Origin of the sequence: Pseudomonas nitroreducens, assembly GCF_014204515.1 — a bacterium.
Classification (GTDB): domain Bacteria; phylum Pseudomonadota; class Gammaproteobacteria; order Pseudomonadales; family Pseudomonadaceae; genus Pseudomonas; species Pseudomonas nitritireducens_A.
This window is the reverse complement of sequence record NZ_JACHLI010000001.1, coordinates 258,963-275,392: the sequence shown is the minus strand read 5'-3', so window position 1 is coordinate 275,392 and position 16,430 is coordinate 258,963. Positions and strand designations below refer to the sequence as shown.

Here is a 16,430-nt window from a genome sequence, read left to right as displayed (position 1 = left end):
AGCCCAAATCCTCAGCGGTGGCAACCTGAGCAACCCGGTTTCCGACCGCGTTGTAACATCCCCGCGCGGCTGATCAGCTCCCAGGAGCATTGACAACGGCCATCATCTACGTCTCGAGGCCCCTGAATGCTCGCTCCCTTCCTGCTGCACGTTCTCTGCTGGATCAGCCTGGTCATCAACGTCTGGTATGCGTTCCACTTGCCGGATGACTGCGCGCAGTGGGTGGACGTCTCTCTTGGCCTTGCTGCAGGCGTAAATCTTGTTCTGCTCAAGCGCACCTGGAACATCCTTTCCCCACTAGCTTCTCTTTTTCGCCGCTGACCAGCTCTTTTCTGGTCAAAATGCATGGCGCAGTTTGCACTAAAGTGCAGACATGGTATCATTCTGACACCACAATGGAGTTGTGAGATGAAGGGACTTAACATTCCTCGCACTATTGAAGCGCTCCAAGTCGCATTCACTGCGCTGCGTAAGGCGGGGTACTTCTGCAAGATCTTCCCGCAGAAGTACCCCGAGCCGGGCCGCAAACAAGTCGAAGACATGGGATCGACCAAGCACCTCTACGTAAACAGAGGTCAGCTAGACCCTTCTCGAGAGGCACCCCACTTCTTCATGGCATGGGCTGGGGACGGACAGCTGATCGCTGAAGAGCTCCGGGCTGCCGGCGTTGATTTCGAGTGGGATGGCACCGCCTTCAATAAATTCCGGATTCTCCCCTTCAAGGATTGAGGAACCAGCCATGGTTAAGGACATCACCCTGCCCTGCAAGCTCTTCGTGGTTACTTCCGCACGCGTGCGTGCTGGCCAGCCGCCGCTCGTAATCGAAGCGACTGCCATGAACGGCCGGTTCTTCGTCACCTCGAAGCGCAAAACGCTGTACAGCCCCGAAGATTGCTTCCTGACGGCTAAGGACGCAGAAGCCAAGGTCAATGACCTGGTTAAACGGATCAAGGATGACGCCGAGCATCAACTGGCTGACCTGAAGCGCCGGCTGCGCAAAGCACGCGATGCAGCATCGGCAATGGCCGGCTGATTCACCCTCAACAGCCGAAATGGATTTCGAGATGAACACTGCAGTGAACCCTGCTCCAACCCCTCATGCCAATGGCATGTGCCGCTCTGGCGAAATCCTTCGTAGCGTGAGCGGCCGTGTGATGTCCCCTTTCCCCAAGTTGGAATTCGGAACCAACCGCCGCAGCCTCAACACGGTTAAGCGGCTACATGCCTGGCTGACGTTTGAAGCGCAGGCCGAGGCCGCCCATACGTCAAATGCGTGGCATGAAGCGCTGACCCGCACCCTGAGCCCGAAGAACTTCACCCAGGCAGATAGCGACACCTGCAACTACGTCATCTTTGGCGACTTCGACGGCCCGAATGCCACCCATCGCACTACCTGATCGAAGGGATCGATCAGCATCTACTGGGAAAAGCCCGATTTAGACGGATTTTCTCTAAAGAAATCACCTAAGTGGCAGATAACTAAAAGAATTTTGCCCCATGGACGCCTTCGATGATCGTTTTTGGCCTCAAAGGCCTTACCTCTGACCTGTATCTGAAGACCCTCCAGGTCTTGGAAAACTGCGCCCAGGAGCAGCGAGGCACGCTCGCCCGTTCTAACCTTGGCCAGCTGTGCAGCGTTAGCCAGAGTGACCTCTGCGAGGCTTGGATGCGAAGAGTTCTGAATGAACAGTCTCCACCAGCGTCCATCGAGCGCAGCGAGAACATGCCGGATAGTTCTTGCAATAGGGAGAACTATAAAGCAAAATGCACTACGCAAACTGATATCCCATCAGGTAGCGCAAGCAAGTAGCCCGGTTCAGAAGGAGCCTCTCGTGGATAATGCCAAACCCACAGCCGCCATGCTCGAGTGGCTCAAGTGGATCTCTGCCGGCGGCGAGATTTCCCACAGCATCGGCAGCAAGCCTGAGGCCAAGAAGACCCGCAAGCGCTACGGGTACGACATGGACAGCAAGCTGGTAAATGCAGGCCTGATCACTTACGAGCGAATCAAGGCCAGCGAGAAGTACGACATCTACAAAAGGGTCGCACGCCTCACCCCCGCCGGCATGGAAGCCATTGGCGTCAAAGCCGAGTAACTCTCGCTACAACCAGGTAGCCCAGGAGACCGCATCATGATCCAGTCGACCATCAAGCCGCTCAACCGCCGCCAAGAACGCGCATTGTCGATGATGCGCTCCCAGGCCCCTTCGATCCATCAGAACAACCAGGCATCCCTCGGCGCCGCGTGGTACGGCATGTCCAAGACCACCGGGCAGAGTATCCGACTCAAGCTGACTTGCCGTGACGTGTTCGACCTGACCGAGCGCGGTCTCATTGTGCGCTCGGACTACAACCGCTTTTCCCGCGACCTGGTCAAGACCGAGGCTCGCTGAGATGCCTGAACAGCGTGATCCTCGGGTGAACCCCCATCTCAACGATGAGCTGAAGGACTCGTCCGGCCGCCACGTGGTAGTCACGGCTGTCTATGCACTCAAGGGTGGACGCGGCAACGAGGTTTGCTTTCAGGAGATTGCCGGCGGCGAAGCCGGTGCGCTTGGGCTCACCACTTGGCGAAAGGCCTTCAAGCGTGCGGAAGTGATCAAAGTAGCCGAGCTGTAAAGCGAGGCGCGCATAGCGCGAAAGACACGATTCCTTCAAGGGCCCGGCAAATGCTGGGCCCTTTCGTTTCCGTTAGGCCTTGGTGTCGACGAAGATGCCTGAGTCGCTCTCTTTCTGCGCTTCGGCCAGAGCAGCGTTCACGGTCTGTATGGACGTGGCCACCCCGTTCATCTGCACCTGCACAGCCTGCACGGCCGCCTGCCGTGCTTCCTCGGACGCGTACTTTCGACCCTGAACCTCGGCCAGCTGTTGCTGCAGCTGCTGGAGCTGCTTCTGCAATTCCTGGAGCTGTTTTTTGAGCCTTTCGATAGCTTGCTCTTTAGCCGTTTGAGTTGCTGTTCCGCCCTGAAGGCTACTGGAGGCTCCTGCCTTGGACGATCCGGTAGCAGTCGACTTACCAGGCAGGAAGTTGCTTCCGCTCAAGGGAGAGCGAATATGGGCTGTCCCCGTGGATGCCTGGGTGGATGCACCGGATGTGCTGGAAGAGATGGTGGTCATTTGGTTCTCCTATTCTCCCCTAACCATCGGAGATTTTTCGCAGACCCTTTAACGACAAAGCCCGGCGTTTGCCGGGCTTTGATTTCATGAGCAGCGCTCATTTTCATGGGAATTGATGGCCCGCTACGGCGCCTCGTCTAAGGGCGACACTTCCTCGTCCGGACGGCCATGAATCAGGAAGTCGCTCAACTGCTCGCGCAGGCTCTGGAAGAACTCTTCGCTGTCATTGACCGGGAAGCCAGCCGGATCGGCCTTGTGGCGCTCATGGTAGTAGGCCTGGAAGCTGCCGACATGATGGGTTATTTCGCCCATGAATCGCTTGCTCAGATCCAGGTAGTGCTTGCCACCAGGAGTGGACGTGGACTCAATCCCGTCTGCCTCGCAGTCCATGCACATGAATTTCTGCTCGATGGTGCCGAGCTGCACCGGGCAGTCATCGTCGCGGTATTTGCAGCCATGGACTACACAGCAGTGCGAAGCGTGTACGCCGTCATGATTGGACATTGCCGATCCTCCTGATCGTTTAGATAGCCAAATCTACCATATGCTTCTACGAATGAGCAACGCTTTGAAGAATTATACAGCACGCTCGCCAAGCTGCATCCTTTCCTGAATGCTGTATAGTTCGCCTTTGTCATGCTTTATATTGCGCTCATGATCAAAATGGGTTAGAATTCCCCCACAGTCACTCAGAAACGGACATCACAATGAGCAAGAAGCTGCCCGCGCCCATCATGTGCGGCAAAGAACGCGCGACTACCATCGAACACATCTTCGAAGGCACGCCGTTCAACCCGGTGCTGCCCGATGATCGCAAGCTCTACCGTTTCGTCCTGCCTCACTGGCAGCGCCTTCCCTGCTGGGACGTGGCCCGTCAGACCAAGTTCGTCGAGAACGTCTTCCTGGGCTTCGGCGCCGGTAAGTACGTCTGCAATGGTGGAGACTACGAGTTCAGCGGCGATGAACTGCCAATGTCTGGCTGGCTGATCGATGGCCAGCAGCGCATTACCGCCCTGGGCGAGTTCAAGAACAACCGACTGCCGATCTTCGGCGACATCCACTTCGACGACCTGTCACCCTACGAACGCCGCGTCCGCTTCAACCGCGAGCCGTTCCCTTGCTTCGAACTGGATTACCAGCCGGATGAGCATCTGCTCAAACAGCTCTACCTGCAGCTCGCTGCCGGCGGCGTGCCGCACACGGCGGAAGACCTCGCGCGCCTGGGCGTGATCGCATGATCCCCTCTGCGCCTCACATCCAGATCGAAGTGCTACGCGAAGATGACTCCAAGCTAGCCGGCGAACGCTGGACTTTCAGGCTGATCAACACCGTCCACCTGGTGCTTGACCTCTACGAAGTCGTAGAGCGTCAGTCCGCGAGGGCAAAATACAAGCCTGTGCGGCAGTACAAGCGTGGGCAGAAGCGTTTTCAGTTCTCCGAAAAGATCGCTCAATGCGAGGCTTCGCTTCCGGATGACGTGAAGGCAGAGGCGAAGGCTAAGCTCCTGGAGTTCTTTGCAAACGAGATCAAGACCGGGCTCTTCTGAGAGCCGTGGCTGGAGGCCACACACATGACGACTCCCGAAAAGAAACACTACCTCGCCCTGCAAGCCCGCAACGAAGAGCTGGAAAAGATCATTCAGCCCCTCCGGAGTGTCGAAAATTCTCCGAGCTTTACCTGGCAGCGGGTTGAGCGGGCAATGACCGAACTCGCCGCTGACCTGGGCGGCATCCTGGACATGAACCCCGACTTCCAGCGCGGCCACGTGTGGACGGAAGCTCAGCAGCAGCTTTTCGTCGAGAACATCATGCGCGGCATCGTGCCTGACTCGCAGAAGGTTCTTCAGTTCAATTGCCCGATCCTGAAGTCCCCCAAGGTAGTCACCAACCTCCCCAACGGTCTCCAGTGCGTCGACGGGCTTCAGCGTTACACCACCGCCTTGAAGTTCGTGCGTGGCGAGATCAAGCCCTTTGGGTTCACCCACAAAGACCTCGAAGGCTCATCCTACGACGTCAGGTCGAAGACCTTGTGGGAGTTCCGGGTGATGGTCTTGGACTACTCGAAGAAGTCGGATCTGCTGAAGCACTACCTCACGCACAACCGTGGCGGTGTCATCCACTCCGACGATGAGATCAACCGGGTATCCGCGCTGCTCGCCGAAACCCTCGAGCAAGAACAGAAAGCCGGGCTCTAAGCCTGGCTCTTCCCACACGGAGGTTCTCATGATCACCAACCAAACCCCACTCGCCGATGCACTTCAGCAGCTGATGATCAACGCCACAAGTGCTCTCAGCAGCATTCCGGAAGCGGCTGCAGCAGCGAACCTCCGGAGCGCGCTTGAACGTGCCAACCTGGTAATGACTCAGTGGGAGTCAGACCAGGACGCAGCGCTCGACCTGGAAGAGCACCTGGCCAACCTGAACGCCGAAGCTCGTGACTCGGTTCTGTACCTTCTCCAAGAGGCCATCGGTTTTGGTCGCAACGCCGATCCAGACGACAAGTTTGTCGCCCTCAAGGCTATCGAGTTTTCTCGCATGCTCAGCCGCAACGAGTCGGTCAACGCCATGACCCCCGACCCAGTCGACCTGCAAAAGCGCCTGCGTGAAGCCTTCCGATCCGCCATCGAGCACGGCCGGAACCATCATGTGGCAGAAGAGTTCCCGCTGCAGGCAGAGGCTCGTTTCTTCTTCAACCAGATGTTCGCCGGCATCGCGGATACGCACCTGGCTGGCAAGGGGATCATCCGCCCTGCCCCTTCGGCTGACACCCTTGGCCTTGATGCCGATTTCCTGGGCCTTCTGAGCAAGGGCATCTTCGGCATGATGGAGTTTGGCTCCAATTCCTCCCCGAGCGACCAACAGGTGCAGAACCGTGCCGCCAACATCACGCTCAAGCTTCTGCGTCACGAAGTGATCAGTCCTGCCAAGATTGCCTGGGCAGGCCCTCTGCGAGACACCCTGGCAATGGCAGCCAGCTACGGCCAAACCCGCTTCTTCTCGGTGCACTGCAAGATGCAGGAAGCTGACGGCATGATTCCTCACCTGCTGGCCAAGGTCAGCCGGAACATGACTTTCATCGGCCCCTGACGTCCCTGGGCGTGGCGTCGCTTGCGTCGCGCCCAGGTTCTCCCTGATCATGCTGCAATTAGTGCCTAATTGTTGATCATCAGGACGTACACCAATGATTCCGCTCTACAGCCGGCTCTACGGGCTCACTCCGTGCGAGATCTCTCGCCTTGAGCACGTCCGGGACGTGTTCTATTCAAAGCCCCACCTCAAGAATCTGCACGGCTACATTACCTATCTCCTGACCCACCATGTCCAGGCCCTGACGACACCTGCACTGTCGACGATCCTCACCAAGGCCTCCCTATTCAGGATTGCATCGCACAGCATGCTGATCGTGAAGGACGTCCCCGTTGCCCTGGACGGAGAGATTCGTTTCCTTCACCTCTGTGACTATCTTTCAGCGCCTACTGACCTCCCGCCCTACCTCAAGTTCCAGGATGGCGTGTGGAGCGTCCAGAAGGATTACTACGACCTTCTTCGACACCATACCGATGACAACCTGCCGGCCACCACCCTCTCGTCGCTTGCTGAGGCTGCAATGGGGCCTTCCGGGCCCATCAAGACCGATCTCCCAAACTGCCTGATTCGGTTCGAGGGAGCCCTGGCTTACGCTCATCTTCTAGATATGAACGTCCAGTCGAATCTGTCGGCCCTGCTCAACGACTACCTGGCCAGGCACTTCACCCTTCGCGACCTCCAGAACGCTGATGACCCAGCCGAACAGAACGAGTTCTTGGCGGCTTGAGGCGAAACAAAAAGGCCCAGCATTGCTGGGCCTTTTCCATTGCAGTGTCAGGTCAGGAGTTGGCGTAGGCCTTGATGATGCACCTGGTAGCGATCTGCTCTGCCACCTGCATGAAGTCGACGGGGAATTGGGCCTGCAGAATCGCCCCCAGCTCGCCCAGCTTGCTGCCTTCGGACAGCATGCCCGAGGTTTGCCAAGCCGACAGTTCGCGCGAGATTTGCTTGAGGTTGTCCTGGGCGAAGACTGCGGCCGACGGCTTCGCGCCCATGCGCAATAACGGCGAAGGCTGCAGCTCGGCGCCATTCTGGGTGGCGATTCTGCGCAACATTGAGCTGGTGATGATGGTCGGGATGAGTTTACGCGCATCCTGATCAAACTCGGCCAGGGTGTCCTGGAGGAACTTGAGGTTCTTCAGGTCGGCGATCAACGTGCCCTGGTCGTACTGGTAAAGCTCCTGGCAACAGACAACCAGGTTCTCCTCGATGAAGGTATCGATGATAACCATCGCCTCTTCGCGGTTCTTCGGTGCTTCCTGGCCCATCCCTGACTCCTTTTGCCTACAATTGACATTGTGGAGCATACCTTACCACTGTATGCTAGAACAATACACAGATATCTAAAGGACACCATCCATGGAATACGCAAAGGACTACGTTCTTCTTCGTGACGTAGAGGGTCGTCAGCGCTACGACATTCCTCACTGCCCGCTGCACGTACTAACTGTGTACCAGGAAGAGCGATTCCTCAAGGATGGTCACATCCTCCACAAGGACACGGTGCTGATTGAAGACCGCGCCCATGACTGGCAATGGGAGAACGGTAAGTTCTACTACACCCGCCTCGAATCTGTGCCACTCGTCGCCCTGGTCTACAGCACCGAATACCGGACTTTCTGCGCACACTGCGGCGTAGCGGTAGTCTCTGAGAAGTTCCAACTCCACTGCGATGTGTGCCAGGAAAAACTCAAATGATGATCTCGAAGCGCCACGCGATCCTGCGGCAGATACCTTGCGACTCGAACCTGATCCACCAGGTGGCCGAGCGCCCGGTTCGGGTTGGCATTGTCCTGGATGAGGCGCGCATTGCGCGTACTGGCGAGCTCGTACATAACCAGACCATCATGATCGATGAGCGGCTGCACGACTGGGAGTGGGCGAACGGCAACTTCCGCTGGTACTCGCATTTTGTCGGTGCCGGCGAAGCAGAAAACGTCATCCTGGTATTCGAGCTGGAGAATCGCGAAGTCTGCCGCACCTGCGGCCAGACTTTCCTCCAGGAGAAATCGTTCCACTATCATTGCGAAGGCTGCAAGCCCAAAGCTAAGACCTAAAAACAAGCCTGAACATGCTTTATAGTGCTTCCATACTGCATGGCAACTGCTGTATAATTCCTCAATAATGGATCGACATGCAGGATCAGCAATGAAAAAGTCGAAGCGTACCAACAAGGCCAAGAGCATCGTGATGCAGCCGCTGTTCCGTCAGCGCGTTGTAACCTCCAAGGTGGCCTACTCCCGGAAAGACAAGCTCCTGTCCTGCCAGGCGCAGGACTGAAACCCTCCACGACGCCCAGAGGATAAGCATGATGCCCGCCTCCCGCCCGCCCGTAACCATCACCCCCATCGCTGACGAAGCCGGCGACGTGCAGCACTGCGAGATCAATGTGGGAGGCGTGGTGCTGATTGCCCCCTTCACCGACGATTCGTCCACCCTGAAGGCTATCTTCGAGGATCAGTTCGGTTTCGAACTGACCGTGGATGAAGTGATGACCGTCACCCAGGCCTCCCAGGATCAGCTCAACCGCGAGTGTAATCGCCTCCAGGCCGTGCTGATGGAGCTGCCCGCTGGCAGTGTCGCCCGAGTAGTCGATACCTATTACTGGCTCGACGCTGACAATGGCCTGCTCTGGGATCAGTACCTGGTTATCGGCGCCGAGCAGGGCCCTGAAGGTCGCGACATCAGCTGCATCGGCCCACTCGACACCGAAGAGCTGTGGCAAATCGCCGAACAGGTTCGCGACTGGCTGAAGTCCCCGCAGGTTATCACGGCTGATCCGGCCTGGCTTCTCCTGGACTGATCTGGCAATTTCCTCAAAATTCGCGGTTTCAGCATCGGTTGAGACCGCCACTTTCAGTGAAAAGGTAGGCGCCACCCATGAGCTTCAAAGATCAATCCATCGAAAAGATCCTGCAGTTCTGGGCTCGCCGCGAAGGGTTCACCTATCCCCTGCCGGATAACTTCTACACCTGGCGTCATCCCGAGCTTAGCCTGGCATGCGAGAGCGTGGGCTTCGACCCGACTCGCATCACAGCAGCGCTTCTTTGTGACGGCTGGTTCACCGACTACGTGAACGACGCTCGCTTCAGCATCATGGAGATGGTGAAGCCGACCTCCGAGAACAAGGAAGTCATTAAACTGGCTGGCGAGATTTATGAATTCCTGTCCGATCCGATCATCGCCAAGGACATCCAGGACTTCGAAGCCACCTCTCGCGAAGCCATGGTGCACTACGATGTGGAAGTCACCCAGGATCATGAAGCGATACTCTCATCGCACACGCGCCTGGGCGATCTGAGAGGGACTGCCTTTAAGGCCCTCACTCGCCTCAAGATTCATCAGTTTAAGGCAGGCGTGACTGCGCCCGCCGACGTCAAACCTGTGTTCATGAAGAACGTCTACCGCTGGTGGGACACCAACTCCCTGCTTGCGGCATTCAACCGGCTACCAAACGGGGTCTCCCTGCACGCGATCAAAACGCCACAGGCGTTTGAGCAGTACTTCATCTTCGCCGTGCGTAACGGTGAGAACTACTACCTGATCACTGACGTCGCGGAGCATGGGAATCCTATCTACGTCGAGAATGGGCGTCGCCCAGACCGCGACATGCATCGTCGCATTGGTGATAACTACCTCCCATACTCTCTGCTCGACATCAAATGGGATGAAGAGCAAGGCCGCCTGTTCGAGACCATGTCGAGCAGCACCGCCCTGGTTGCCCACCAGCAGGAGTGGAGCATTCTGAGCGAAGTGCGAAACCTCCCGGCTGATAGCGCCATCTGGGTCATGATGATGTTCAATCTGCTATCCGAGAGGTTCATCCACAGCAAGGTGGTACTGCCCACCCTTTCCTATACAGGCCAGCAACTGGAAACCTCTCTCGCCCAGATTCAGGGTCGATCAAGTAATCTCCCGGTCGTACTCACCGGAATGCCTGATGTAACGACCCTGACCAAGGATGATATCCGCCCGGAGAACTGCTCCGAAGATGAACTCGGTGCTTCGCCGTTTCGCATCAACTACGACCTGGTCGACCTGTACGGTCACATGGTGTCGGACGAGGTTCTGAACATCGTCAATCGCCCCGGCATGAAAACTGAGGTTGCGATGAACAGCGAAGGCCAAATGGTGATCACCACTGACGTCATCCCCAGCAAGGATCGCAAGGGCCCAGTGGTCGCGGTTTCCGCCTACATCAGCGGAAATTTCGGAACCAAGCAGCAGGTTGAGAATGACCGCAAGTTCATGGCCCGCGCCGCTTTCGCACAATGCATTGGTGCAATCACCAAGTACGAATTTGCTCGCCGGAAAAAGGACGTCATTGCCTGGTTTGACGAACGACTCCAGGCTAACCTGGACAACCTGATGGCTTACGCTGGGTGTCAGGAAATCTGGGTGCGAGACGCCAATCCCATGGTTCGAGGCTGCAGAGGCCAGAACTGGGTAGCCACCCGCGAACACTCGGGCGGAAGCATCCATCAATTTCTTCATCAAGTTGATGCCTGGGCTCAACCGATAGGCCCCACGCTGGACAACAAGCCTCTTTGCCCAATTACCGGCGCGAAGGCCTCTACCCACTTCACGTTCACCCCTTTCACTGCATCCGATCTTGCAGTAATGGCCGGCGTATCTGTCGCTGACCTCCCGGATGTTCTTCAGCACTGGACGCTGGAGGACTTTACCCTCCCAAACTCGAATCTCCGCCGGGTTGATCCGGTGACGTTCCTGATCGACAACCCATGGCATGACGTGAACTTCCAGCGGAAGCTGTCCTTCTCGAAACGAGGGATGAGCCAGATCCTCAAGATCGCCAAGACCCCACCTCTGGACGTAGTTCAATACCGGGATAAGGCCTAGCTGCAAAGGGAGCTGCATAATGCAGCTCTCTCTACCTCAGCGCCAATCGTGCCGTATACTTCTTGCATCATGAGGAACTATACGGCATAATCCTCCCATAAACAGGAGGTACACCATGCGCCGATTCAGCACTCAACGCGTTCTCCAGATTCACTGCCTCGGCGATGACATGTCGTCTCGAGCCCGAGTGAACCTTCGCGTCGCCGAAAAGGCCGCTTCTCGGAACAGCCCCATCCAGGAGCAGTTCTTCCGCGCTGCCGGCGAGCGCTACGCGCGCATTGCTGCCCGGTGCGCTCGACTCCTGGAGCTGCGCTCTTGACCGCCGCCGCTTTCCTCCAGCGAGAGATCGTCCGGCGCCTTAACGGCCGCTGCCACGTGAACCTCGCCAACGGGAAAAACTACAGCCTTCTTGGGGAGAAGCTGGAGGACTCGATGTCCTGCGCAACCTGCCTGTCGCCTTGCGATAGCAGGTCGTCCGGCCTGATCCTGACCGGCCCGGCAGAGGCCCTGGGGATGAAGGTTGCGCAGGATGGCGAGCGAACTCTCCTCAAATGGGCATGCCCTGGGTGCGGAAATCCTGTACAGGAAGACACCTCTCCCCTCATGGCGCACATTGACGCCGAGGGCATTGCACAAGACCCTACTTGCCACAACTGCCGGCGCAAATCTTCCTGATCGAAGGGCTACAGCCAAGATGGCTCAGTTCGAACGCTCGCTCCTCCAATATGACTCCAAGGCCCTGCAGGCTGCATTCCCAATCGCGCCTGCTTTGAGAACTCACTTGCGAAAGAGCGCCAAGTCTTCGGTTGAGTCGAACCACTACAACGTACCGCACCATCCTGCCCTGAGCAGCCTACAAACCAAGTGGGTAGGCTGCCATACTGCCCCACCGCATGTTGATGCAGGCTTCATCGGCAAGCGATTCATCACGCTGGTTATTGAGGCTGACCACGTTCTCTTCGAGGTGCAGTCCGTTAACAAATGCCGGCGCATCCACCTTGAGGGCGGTGAGCTGTTCGTGTTTGATCCGCTAAAGCTTCACTGGCTGGAGCAGCAAGTTCGCAATTCGAAGGCGCTATTTTTCACCCTGCAGTGGGAAGTGATGACCGATGCCGTGCCCGAGGCATTCGCCATGATCCGCGACGCCCTCTCCGGGATTGCCGCTCTCCAAGGCAAGGTCAAAACCCCTGCTTACGAAATCTCTGACATCCTCTAAGGCACCTCATGTCTCGCCACGAAGCCATTGTCCACCGCTTCAGTCCCGCTGATATCCGCCAGGCATTCCCGGTCACTGATGGAGTCAGGCAACGCTTCAAGCACATTGAGAACGACCAGGTTTTCGCCGAGACGTACAAAGGCAAGCTCCCTGCTCCTATTCGGTACGCCGGAGATGATGAGGTTGTCTGGATTGGATGCCACAAGACCGGCATGCATACTGACCCCGAGTGGAAGGACAAGTACTTCCTCTCGCTGGTGATCGAGGCCAACCACACTTTGTACGCAACCACGTCGGCCAGGACGGTGCGCAAGATTCACCTCACCGGAGGCGAGCTGTTTGTGCTCGACCCGATGCGCATCCACTGGCTGGAGCGCCCCTGGAGCAGCAAGGACGTGTATCTGTCGATCCAGTGGGTTGTACCCGCCGAGGAAATGCCGGCGTTCCTTCGCACGCTCCGCAAGGAGCTTGGCAAGCTGGCAGACTCCAATGGCCACGAGCACTACCCCAGCGTCTGCAGCTCCGAAATCTACTGACCACAAAGGCCCTCAAGGATGACTCACCCTACCCGCCACCTCACCGCCGCCGGCATGATGCAAAGCGTGCTTGGCAACTTCGTCGACCAGGTGCGCCCTGTACTCGACCAGGTGCCGGCCAGCATCATGAAGTTCACTCGCATCAAGGGTGATGTTGGAACCAGCTGGGAAGGGGTCTCCCTGCTCGCTGAGCCCTTCGATGAAGCTGACGGCTGGGTTGGGTGCCTGGACGTCGTAAAGCATCGTGACACGCACTGGAAGGGCGAGAGGACGCTGATCCTCAGCTTGATGGGCGATCACCTCCTACACGTTCAGGAGAAGAGCCGCGTCGTGGAGATCCCGGTGCGGGCCGGCGACCTGTTCCTGTTCGACCAGAACCTGGAGCACTGGCTGACCACCAGGGATTCGACCCTCCCCTCGCAAGAGGGCTTCCTGGGCCTGTACTGGATGATCCCGAAGGCTCACCTCCAGGCAAGGGTGCAAACCCTGATTCACGAGTTGGCCGAACTATAAAGCTACAGGCACAAAAAAGGGCCCGAAGGCCCTTTAGAGATCAGGTGCTGCTTAGCGCTGCGCAGTTTGCTGAGCAGTGCTGGATACACGCTTGAGTGCGTGCAGGCGGCCACAACCCTCAGCCATGATGGTGTCACTGTCAGGCATGTTGCCGCTGATGGGCCCCATGGTGAAATCGCTACGGGTGGTCTGCAGGATCTGCTTGCCCTTGGCCACGAAGTGCCCGCCCACGTTCGAGCCGACGACGGTGTATTTCATGTAGTTCTTCTGGCCGGCGTAGACGAAGTTCATTTCGACGACACCGTTAACCGAACCCGGTACGCGGCCGTCTTGCAGGGTCATTACGACGTCCTGGCGAGTCAGCTTCAGGTTCGGGCACAGATAGGTGCCTTTCCAGGTACCGGCCATGGGCTTCTGGCCCAGATCGAGACCCAGCGGCGCGCCTGCGCAGCCAACCAGGGCCATGGACATTGCGGAGATGATCAGAGCACGTTTCAGCATGGTTATTCCCTCAAGAGTTGTGTAGTGCGTGCCTCGAACATTCGAGACTCACATCAGGGCTCCTATGAAGCCCCCAGCATCCCTACTTGCTGACCCGGTAACCGGGTAGCCCACTCCAGCCTGGAACCTAATCCCTCGGGCAACTCCGGCCCTCAGTTATCGATCAGATTCCGAACACCACGCGCTCTGGCAGATGGCGTAAACGACGAATCGTGGGCCGATCTTAACCAAAACGATGGTGGGAAGCACCTACTACGTGCTGCAAAGTGCTTCTTGGCTACTTACGGGAATCATCATGCCATATAGTTCTTCCTATTGCAAGAACTATACAGCACGCAATGGTGAGATTAAGCCTTCCGATTTTGCGCCATCAACAGGCAGCGCCTGGCGAGTTTGCGGTCGTAGTCAGCGCCCGTAGCCGCTCGATCCAGGGTGAGAATTTCCTTGAGCGTTACCGGTTCGGCGCGGGTTTCGTTGATGGCGGACTGAAGGGCGGTGCACATCTTCACAAGGTAAACAGGAACCCTGTTCTCCTTGTCGATGTCCATCCCTCCCTCCGCCCGCATGCCCTTCAACCCTTCACGGATGATCTCCGCAAAGCGTTGAGACGGATCGACTGGCGCGGCCGGCTTACTGGAAAAGAAATTCTTGAGATGGGTAAGCATCATGCAGCCCTCATATGAAACAGCTCTTCAGGCACCTCGAGATTCTGTCCGAAATGCGCCTCTGCGATTGCCCGCAGTACGGCTACCTGCCTGGTCTCGCCAAGCTGCGATACACGCTGACCAGCCTCAACGACATGAGGCATCCTGGAGTCGGTTACCGCTTCCCAGGCCTCATGGTTCGGACGGGTCTTGTCGTGCATCGAACTTACGCAGAGGTCATCCTGCAGGCGTCCGAACTGAACTTCACTCAAGTGAGGGCACCAGCTCTTGTCACCCCAGCTCTTGATCCCAAAGCGAGGGGCGCTCCCGGCAACGACCAGCGAAGTCGAGGTGATCTGCAGACGCAGACCCACAGCGACACCCACCACCCAGTCGAGAACTGCTCCATCAATGTCACTGACCAGCACTGTGCGCATCCTACGCCTCCAACCAAGTCGTTAATTCACCGGCCTTGCCGGTGCCTATTCAGTTCGCTCCGCCAGGCTATGTGTTACAGGAGCGTCTTAACCGCAATGTGTCTGCCAGATTCGATGAATCGTGCTGCGCGCTCCGATGCTTCTTCCTGGGTCTCGAAGGGGACGATGGATGCCGGGAGCACGGTCTGTCCAAGAGAGACGTAAGCGAACCACTGGTTCTCACGCTTCCCCTTGATGACAATCGGCGTTCCTGGCGGAAGATCGAAGATCACCGGCAACTCTTCTTTGACCTGGACAACCACAAGATTCATTGCCCGAGTCTTCTGCCCTGGAACACTTTTCCAGTTAGGCACCGGGATTTTGGTTATCACAGGAATGTTGCGAATTGCCCAATCCAGGTAGCGCGGACGACCCTCTGCATCCATAAGCCCAATACGGCGCTTGCTCAATCCCCAACGAGCTCCCAAATCCTGTAGACGCCAGCCCCTCGCTTTCCAGAGACCAGAGAAGCCTTCTTTCGTGAAGGGCGGAGGAAGATCATCCAACGTCATCCCCTCCTCCCACACCGGAAGAGCGAGCAAGGCATCGTCGTAGTAACGGCCCCGGTTGGCATCCTCCTGAAGCTCTCTCGCCCGGCGCCGCTTAACCCCGAAGATTTCGGCCAACCGGTTGAAGTCGAGATTTCGCTTGGCCATCTCCTCCAGGTACTCTTCCGGAGACATCTGAACAAGCGCCTGGATACCTTCAGGAGGCATATTGATGACCTTCTTGGCCTGGGCCAGATAGCTCAATATGAAGCTGTAGGCCTCAACACCCAACCGTTCTTTCAGCTTCTCGAGCGAGCGTTGATCGCCCTCGAATGCCGAAAGCATCTCTTCGACGTCTTTCTGATTCCAATCCATAGACTTGTCATGCCTCAGAGTGATCATGCATGGAACTTAGTTAGGCACATTCTGCCATATAGTTCGTCTCTCTACAAGAAGTATAGAGCATTCGATTCGGCCGGTTCTACGATAACCACTACAGTTGATATCAACCCCCACGGCCCATCCACTACCCCAATCCGCCCTCATGGCTCGCACTATCCTGCAGGTTGAGATAGAAACTTCGCATTGAGCGGCCACTCACGTCCATCAGGGTCTGGTACACCAAGCGATTGAAGTGGATTGCGGTTCCCGTCGCGCCTGGGCGATGTAAATCAAGCGTGTAGCCCAGGTTGTCGACCATGAACTTGGCCACAGCGCAGGAACGGCTGTAACCCGCCTGACAGTGCACAATCACGCTCTCGTCTCCCACTTCCTGCAGGAACTCCAGGATCTGCTGTGCCAGGCCGGGGGAGAACGGGGTCGTTCCCTCCTGAGGTGAGTCGACGTCATCGAACTCCAGTCGGAGGTAGCGGGGGTGGTTGGCCAGGTAGGCACCTATCCAATCACCTGGCCTGCAGATGGCAATCATGTTCACCGGGGTGGTGATCTTCTGTGCTGCCAGCTGCGGCAGAAAGGCTACTGTCTTAGCCATGA

At 57.2% G+C, this 16,430-nt stretch carries 29 protein-coding genes; 21 read left to right on the top strand and 8 right to left on the bottom strand.

The genetic code is table 11. The annotated features are described in order from the left end of the window. Positions 1 to 126: 126 nt before the first annotated feature. The 7 genes from HNP46_RS01575 (at position 127) to HNP46_RS01545 (ending at position 2,619) form a co-directional block, all read left to right on the top strand. Positions 127 to 321 (top strand): hypothetical protein, encoded by a 195-nt coding sequence (locus HNP46_RS01575; RefSeq protein ID WP_184585755.1) that lies wholly within the window; start codon positions 127 to 129, stop codon positions 319 to 321. An 87-nt stretch (positions 322 to 408) separates the two neighbouring features. Then, positions 409 to 729, top strand: coding sequence for a hypothetical protein (locus tag HNP46_RS01570; protein WP_184585754.1), 321 nt, complete (start codon positions 409 to 411; stop codon positions 727 to 729). 10 nt (positions 730 to 739) lie between these two features. Next, positions 740 to 1,033, top strand: coding sequence for a hypothetical protein (locus tag HNP46_RS01565; protein ID WP_184585753.1), 294 nt, complete (start codon positions 740 to 742; stop codon positions 1,031 to 1,033). A 31-nt stretch (positions 1,034 to 1,064) separates the two neighbouring features. Then, positions 1,065 to 1,397, top strand: a complete 333-nt coding sequence (locus HNP46_RS01560; protein ID WP_184585752.1) for a hypothetical protein — start codon at positions 1,065 to 1,067, stop codon at positions 1,395 to 1,397. A gap of 435 nt (positions 1,398 to 1,832) precedes the next feature. After that, positions 1,833 to 2,096: a hypothetical protein gene (locus HNP46_RS01555; protein ID WP_184585751.1), complete on the top strand. Its 264-nt coding sequence runs from the start codon at positions 1,833 to 1,835 to the stop codon at positions 2,094 to 2,096. Between the two features lie 36 nt (positions 2,097 to 2,132). Next, positions 2,133 to 2,393, top strand: coding sequence for a hypothetical protein (locus HNP46_RS01550; protein ID WP_184585750.1), 261 nt, complete (start codon positions 2,133 to 2,135; stop codon positions 2,391 to 2,393). Between the two features lies 1 nt (position 2,394). Further along, positions 2,395 to 2,619, top strand: a complete 225-nt coding sequence (locus tag HNP46_RS01545) for a hypothetical protein (protein WP_184585749.1) — start codon at positions 2,395 to 2,397, stop codon at positions 2,617 to 2,619. 72 nt (positions 2,620 to 2,691) lie between these two features. Here the strand turns inward: HNP46_RS01545 and HNP46_RS01540 are convergent, their stop codons facing one another. Both HNP46_RS01540 and HNP46_RS01535 read right to left on the bottom strand, forming a co-directional pair. Further along, positions 2,692 to 3,117 carry a hypothetical protein gene (locus tag HNP46_RS01540; protein ID WP_184585748.1) on the bottom strand — a complete coding sequence of 142 codons (426 nt, stop codon included), beginning with the start codon at positions 3,115 to 3,117 and terminating at the stop codon, positions 2,692 to 2,694. A gap of 123 nt (positions 3,118 to 3,240) precedes the next feature. Beyond that, on the bottom strand, positions 3,241 to 3,621 hold the full coding sequence (locus HNP46_RS01535) for a hypothetical protein (protein WP_184585747.1): 381 nt from the start codon (positions 3,619 to 3,621) through the stop codon (positions 3,241 to 3,243). A gap of 203 nt (positions 3,622 to 3,824) precedes the next feature. Here HNP46_RS01535 and HNP46_RS01530 point away from each other — a divergent pair, with 203 nt between their 5' ends. The 5 genes from HNP46_RS01530 to HNP46_RS01510 all read left to right on the top strand — a co-directional run bounded on the left by HNP46_RS01530 (position 3,825) and on the right by HNP46_RS01510 (position 6,930). Beyond that, entirely contained in the window at positions 3,825 to 4,355 is a 531-nt protein-coding gene (locus tag HNP46_RS01530; protein ID WP_184585746.1) for a DUF262 domain-containing protein, read from the top strand. Then, complete coding sequence (locus tag HNP46_RS01525) at positions 4,352 to 4,663, top strand: hypothetical protein (RefSeq protein WP_184585745.1); 312 nt, start codon at positions 4,352 to 4,354, stop codon at positions 4,661 to 4,663. The genes HNP46_RS01530 and HNP46_RS01525 overlap by 4 nt, the downstream gene beginning before the upstream one ends. Before the next feature lie 24 nt (positions 4,664 to 4,687). Further along, the gene (locus HNP46_RS01520; RefSeq protein WP_184585744.1) at positions 4,688 to 5,311 is read left to right on the top strand and encodes a DUF262 domain-containing protein; all 624 of its coding nucleotides are present in this window, start codon (positions 4,688 to 4,690) and stop codon (positions 5,309 to 5,311) included. A gap of 28 nt (positions 5,312 to 5,339) precedes the next feature. Next, positions 5,340 to 6,203, top strand: coding sequence for a hypothetical protein (locus HNP46_RS01515; RefSeq protein ID WP_184585743.1), 864 nt, complete (start codon positions 5,340 to 5,342; stop codon positions 6,201 to 6,203). A gap of 94 nt (positions 6,204 to 6,297) precedes the next feature. Then, on the top strand, positions 6,298 to 6,930 hold the full coding sequence (locus tag HNP46_RS01510) for a hypothetical protein (RefSeq protein WP_184585742.1): 633 nt from the start codon (positions 6,298 to 6,300) through the stop codon (positions 6,928 to 6,930). Between the two features lie 52 nt (positions 6,931 to 6,982). Here HNP46_RS01510 and HNP46_RS01505 read toward each other — a convergent pair whose 3' ends face one another. After that, positions 6,983 to 7,471 (bottom strand): hypothetical protein, encoded by a 489-nt coding sequence (locus HNP46_RS01505; RefSeq protein ID WP_184585741.1) that lies wholly within the window; start codon positions 7,469 to 7,471, stop codon positions 6,983 to 6,985. Positions 7,472 to 7,562: 91 nt separating this feature from the next. On the opposite strand from HNP46_RS01505, the gene HNP46_RS01500 reads away from it, so the two are divergent. From HNP46_RS01500 to HNP46_RS01470, 9 genes are all read left to right on the top strand, one after another. After that, positions 7,563 to 7,901 carry a hypothetical protein gene (locus HNP46_RS01500; RefSeq protein ID WP_184585740.1) on the top strand — a complete coding sequence of 113 codons (339 nt, stop codon included), beginning with the start codon at positions 7,563 to 7,565 and terminating at the stop codon, positions 7,899 to 7,901. Then, positions 7,898 to 8,260, top strand: coding sequence for a hypothetical protein (locus HNP46_RS01495; protein WP_184585739.1), 363 nt, complete (start codon positions 7,898 to 7,900; stop codon positions 8,258 to 8,260). Before HNP46_RS01500 ends, HNP46_RS01495 begins: the two co-directional genes overlap by 4 nt. Positions 8,261 to 8,351: 91 nt before the next feature. After that, entirely contained in the window at positions 8,352 to 8,483 is a 132-nt protein-coding gene (locus HNP46_RS35760) for a hypothetical protein (protein ID WP_260403057.1), read from the top strand. A 31-nt stretch (positions 8,484 to 8,514) separates the two neighbouring features. Then, the gene (locus HNP46_RS01490; RefSeq protein ID WP_184585738.1) at positions 8,515 to 9,006 is read left to right on the top strand and encodes a hypothetical protein; all 492 of its coding nucleotides are present in this window, start codon (positions 8,515 to 8,517) and stop codon (positions 9,004 to 9,006) included. A gap of 77 nt (positions 9,007 to 9,083) precedes the next feature. After that, positions 9,084 to 11,063: a hypothetical protein gene (locus tag HNP46_RS01485; RefSeq protein ID WP_184585737.1), complete on the top strand. Its 1,980-nt coding sequence runs from the start codon at positions 9,084 to 9,086 to the stop codon at positions 11,061 to 11,063. A gap of 315 nt (positions 11,064 to 11,378) precedes the next feature. Continuing rightward, on the top strand, positions 11,379 to 11,738 hold the full coding sequence (locus HNP46_RS35650) for a hypothetical protein (protein ID WP_221454556.1): 360 nt from the start codon (positions 11,379 to 11,381) through the stop codon (positions 11,736 to 11,738). A 19-nt stretch (positions 11,739 to 11,757) separates the two neighbouring features. After that, positions 11,758 to 12,279, top strand: a complete 522-nt coding sequence (locus tag HNP46_RS01480; RefSeq protein ID WP_221454554.1) for a hypothetical protein — start codon at positions 11,758 to 11,760, stop codon at positions 12,277 to 12,279. 212 nt (positions 12,280 to 12,491) lie between these two features. Then, complete coding sequence (locus tag HNP46_RS35645) at positions 12,492 to 12,815, top strand: hypothetical protein (RefSeq protein ID WP_221454552.1); 324 nt, start codon at positions 12,492 to 12,494, stop codon at positions 12,813 to 12,815. Positions 12,816 to 12,833: 18 nt separating this feature from the next. Next, positions 12,834 to 13,328, top strand: coding sequence for a hypothetical protein (locus HNP46_RS01470; protein WP_184585734.1), 495 nt, complete (start codon positions 12,834 to 12,836; stop codon positions 13,326 to 13,328). Positions 13,329 to 13,379: 51 nt separating this feature from the next. Here the strand turns inward: HNP46_RS01470 and HNP46_RS01465 are convergent, their stop codons facing one another. The 5 genes from HNP46_RS01465 to HNP46_RS01445 all read right to left on the bottom strand — a co-directional run bounded on the left by HNP46_RS01465 (position 13,380) and on the right by HNP46_RS01445 (position 16,428). Next, positions 13,380 to 13,829: a hypothetical protein gene (locus HNP46_RS01465; protein ID WP_184585733.1), complete on the bottom strand. Its 450-nt coding sequence runs from the start codon at positions 13,827 to 13,829 to the stop codon at positions 13,380 to 13,382. 347 nt (positions 13,830 to 14,176) lie between these two features. Next, the gene (locus tag HNP46_RS01460; RefSeq protein ID WP_184585732.1) at positions 14,177 to 14,497 is read right to left on the bottom strand and encodes a hypothetical protein; all 321 of its coding nucleotides are present in this window, start codon (positions 14,495 to 14,497) and stop codon (positions 14,177 to 14,179) included. After that, on the bottom strand, positions 14,494 to 14,910 hold the full coding sequence (locus HNP46_RS01455; RefSeq protein ID WP_184585731.1) for a hypothetical protein: 417 nt from the start codon (positions 14,908 to 14,910) through the stop codon (positions 14,494 to 14,496). The genes HNP46_RS01460 and HNP46_RS01455 overlap by 4 nt, the downstream gene beginning before the upstream one ends. Positions 14,911 to 14,984: 74 nt before the next feature. Further along, positions 14,985 to 15,812: a hypothetical protein gene (locus tag HNP46_RS01450; RefSeq protein ID WP_184585730.1), complete on the bottom strand. Its 828-nt coding sequence runs from the start codon at positions 15,810 to 15,812 to the stop codon at positions 14,985 to 14,987. A 151-nt stretch (positions 15,813 to 15,963) separates the two neighbouring features. Further along, a complete protein-coding gene (locus HNP46_RS01445; protein ID WP_184585729.1) occupies positions 15,964 to 16,428 on the bottom strand; it encodes a dual specificity protein phosphatase family protein in 465 nt (154 codons plus the stop codon). Between the last annotated feature and the right edge of the window lie 2 nt (positions 16,429 to 16,430).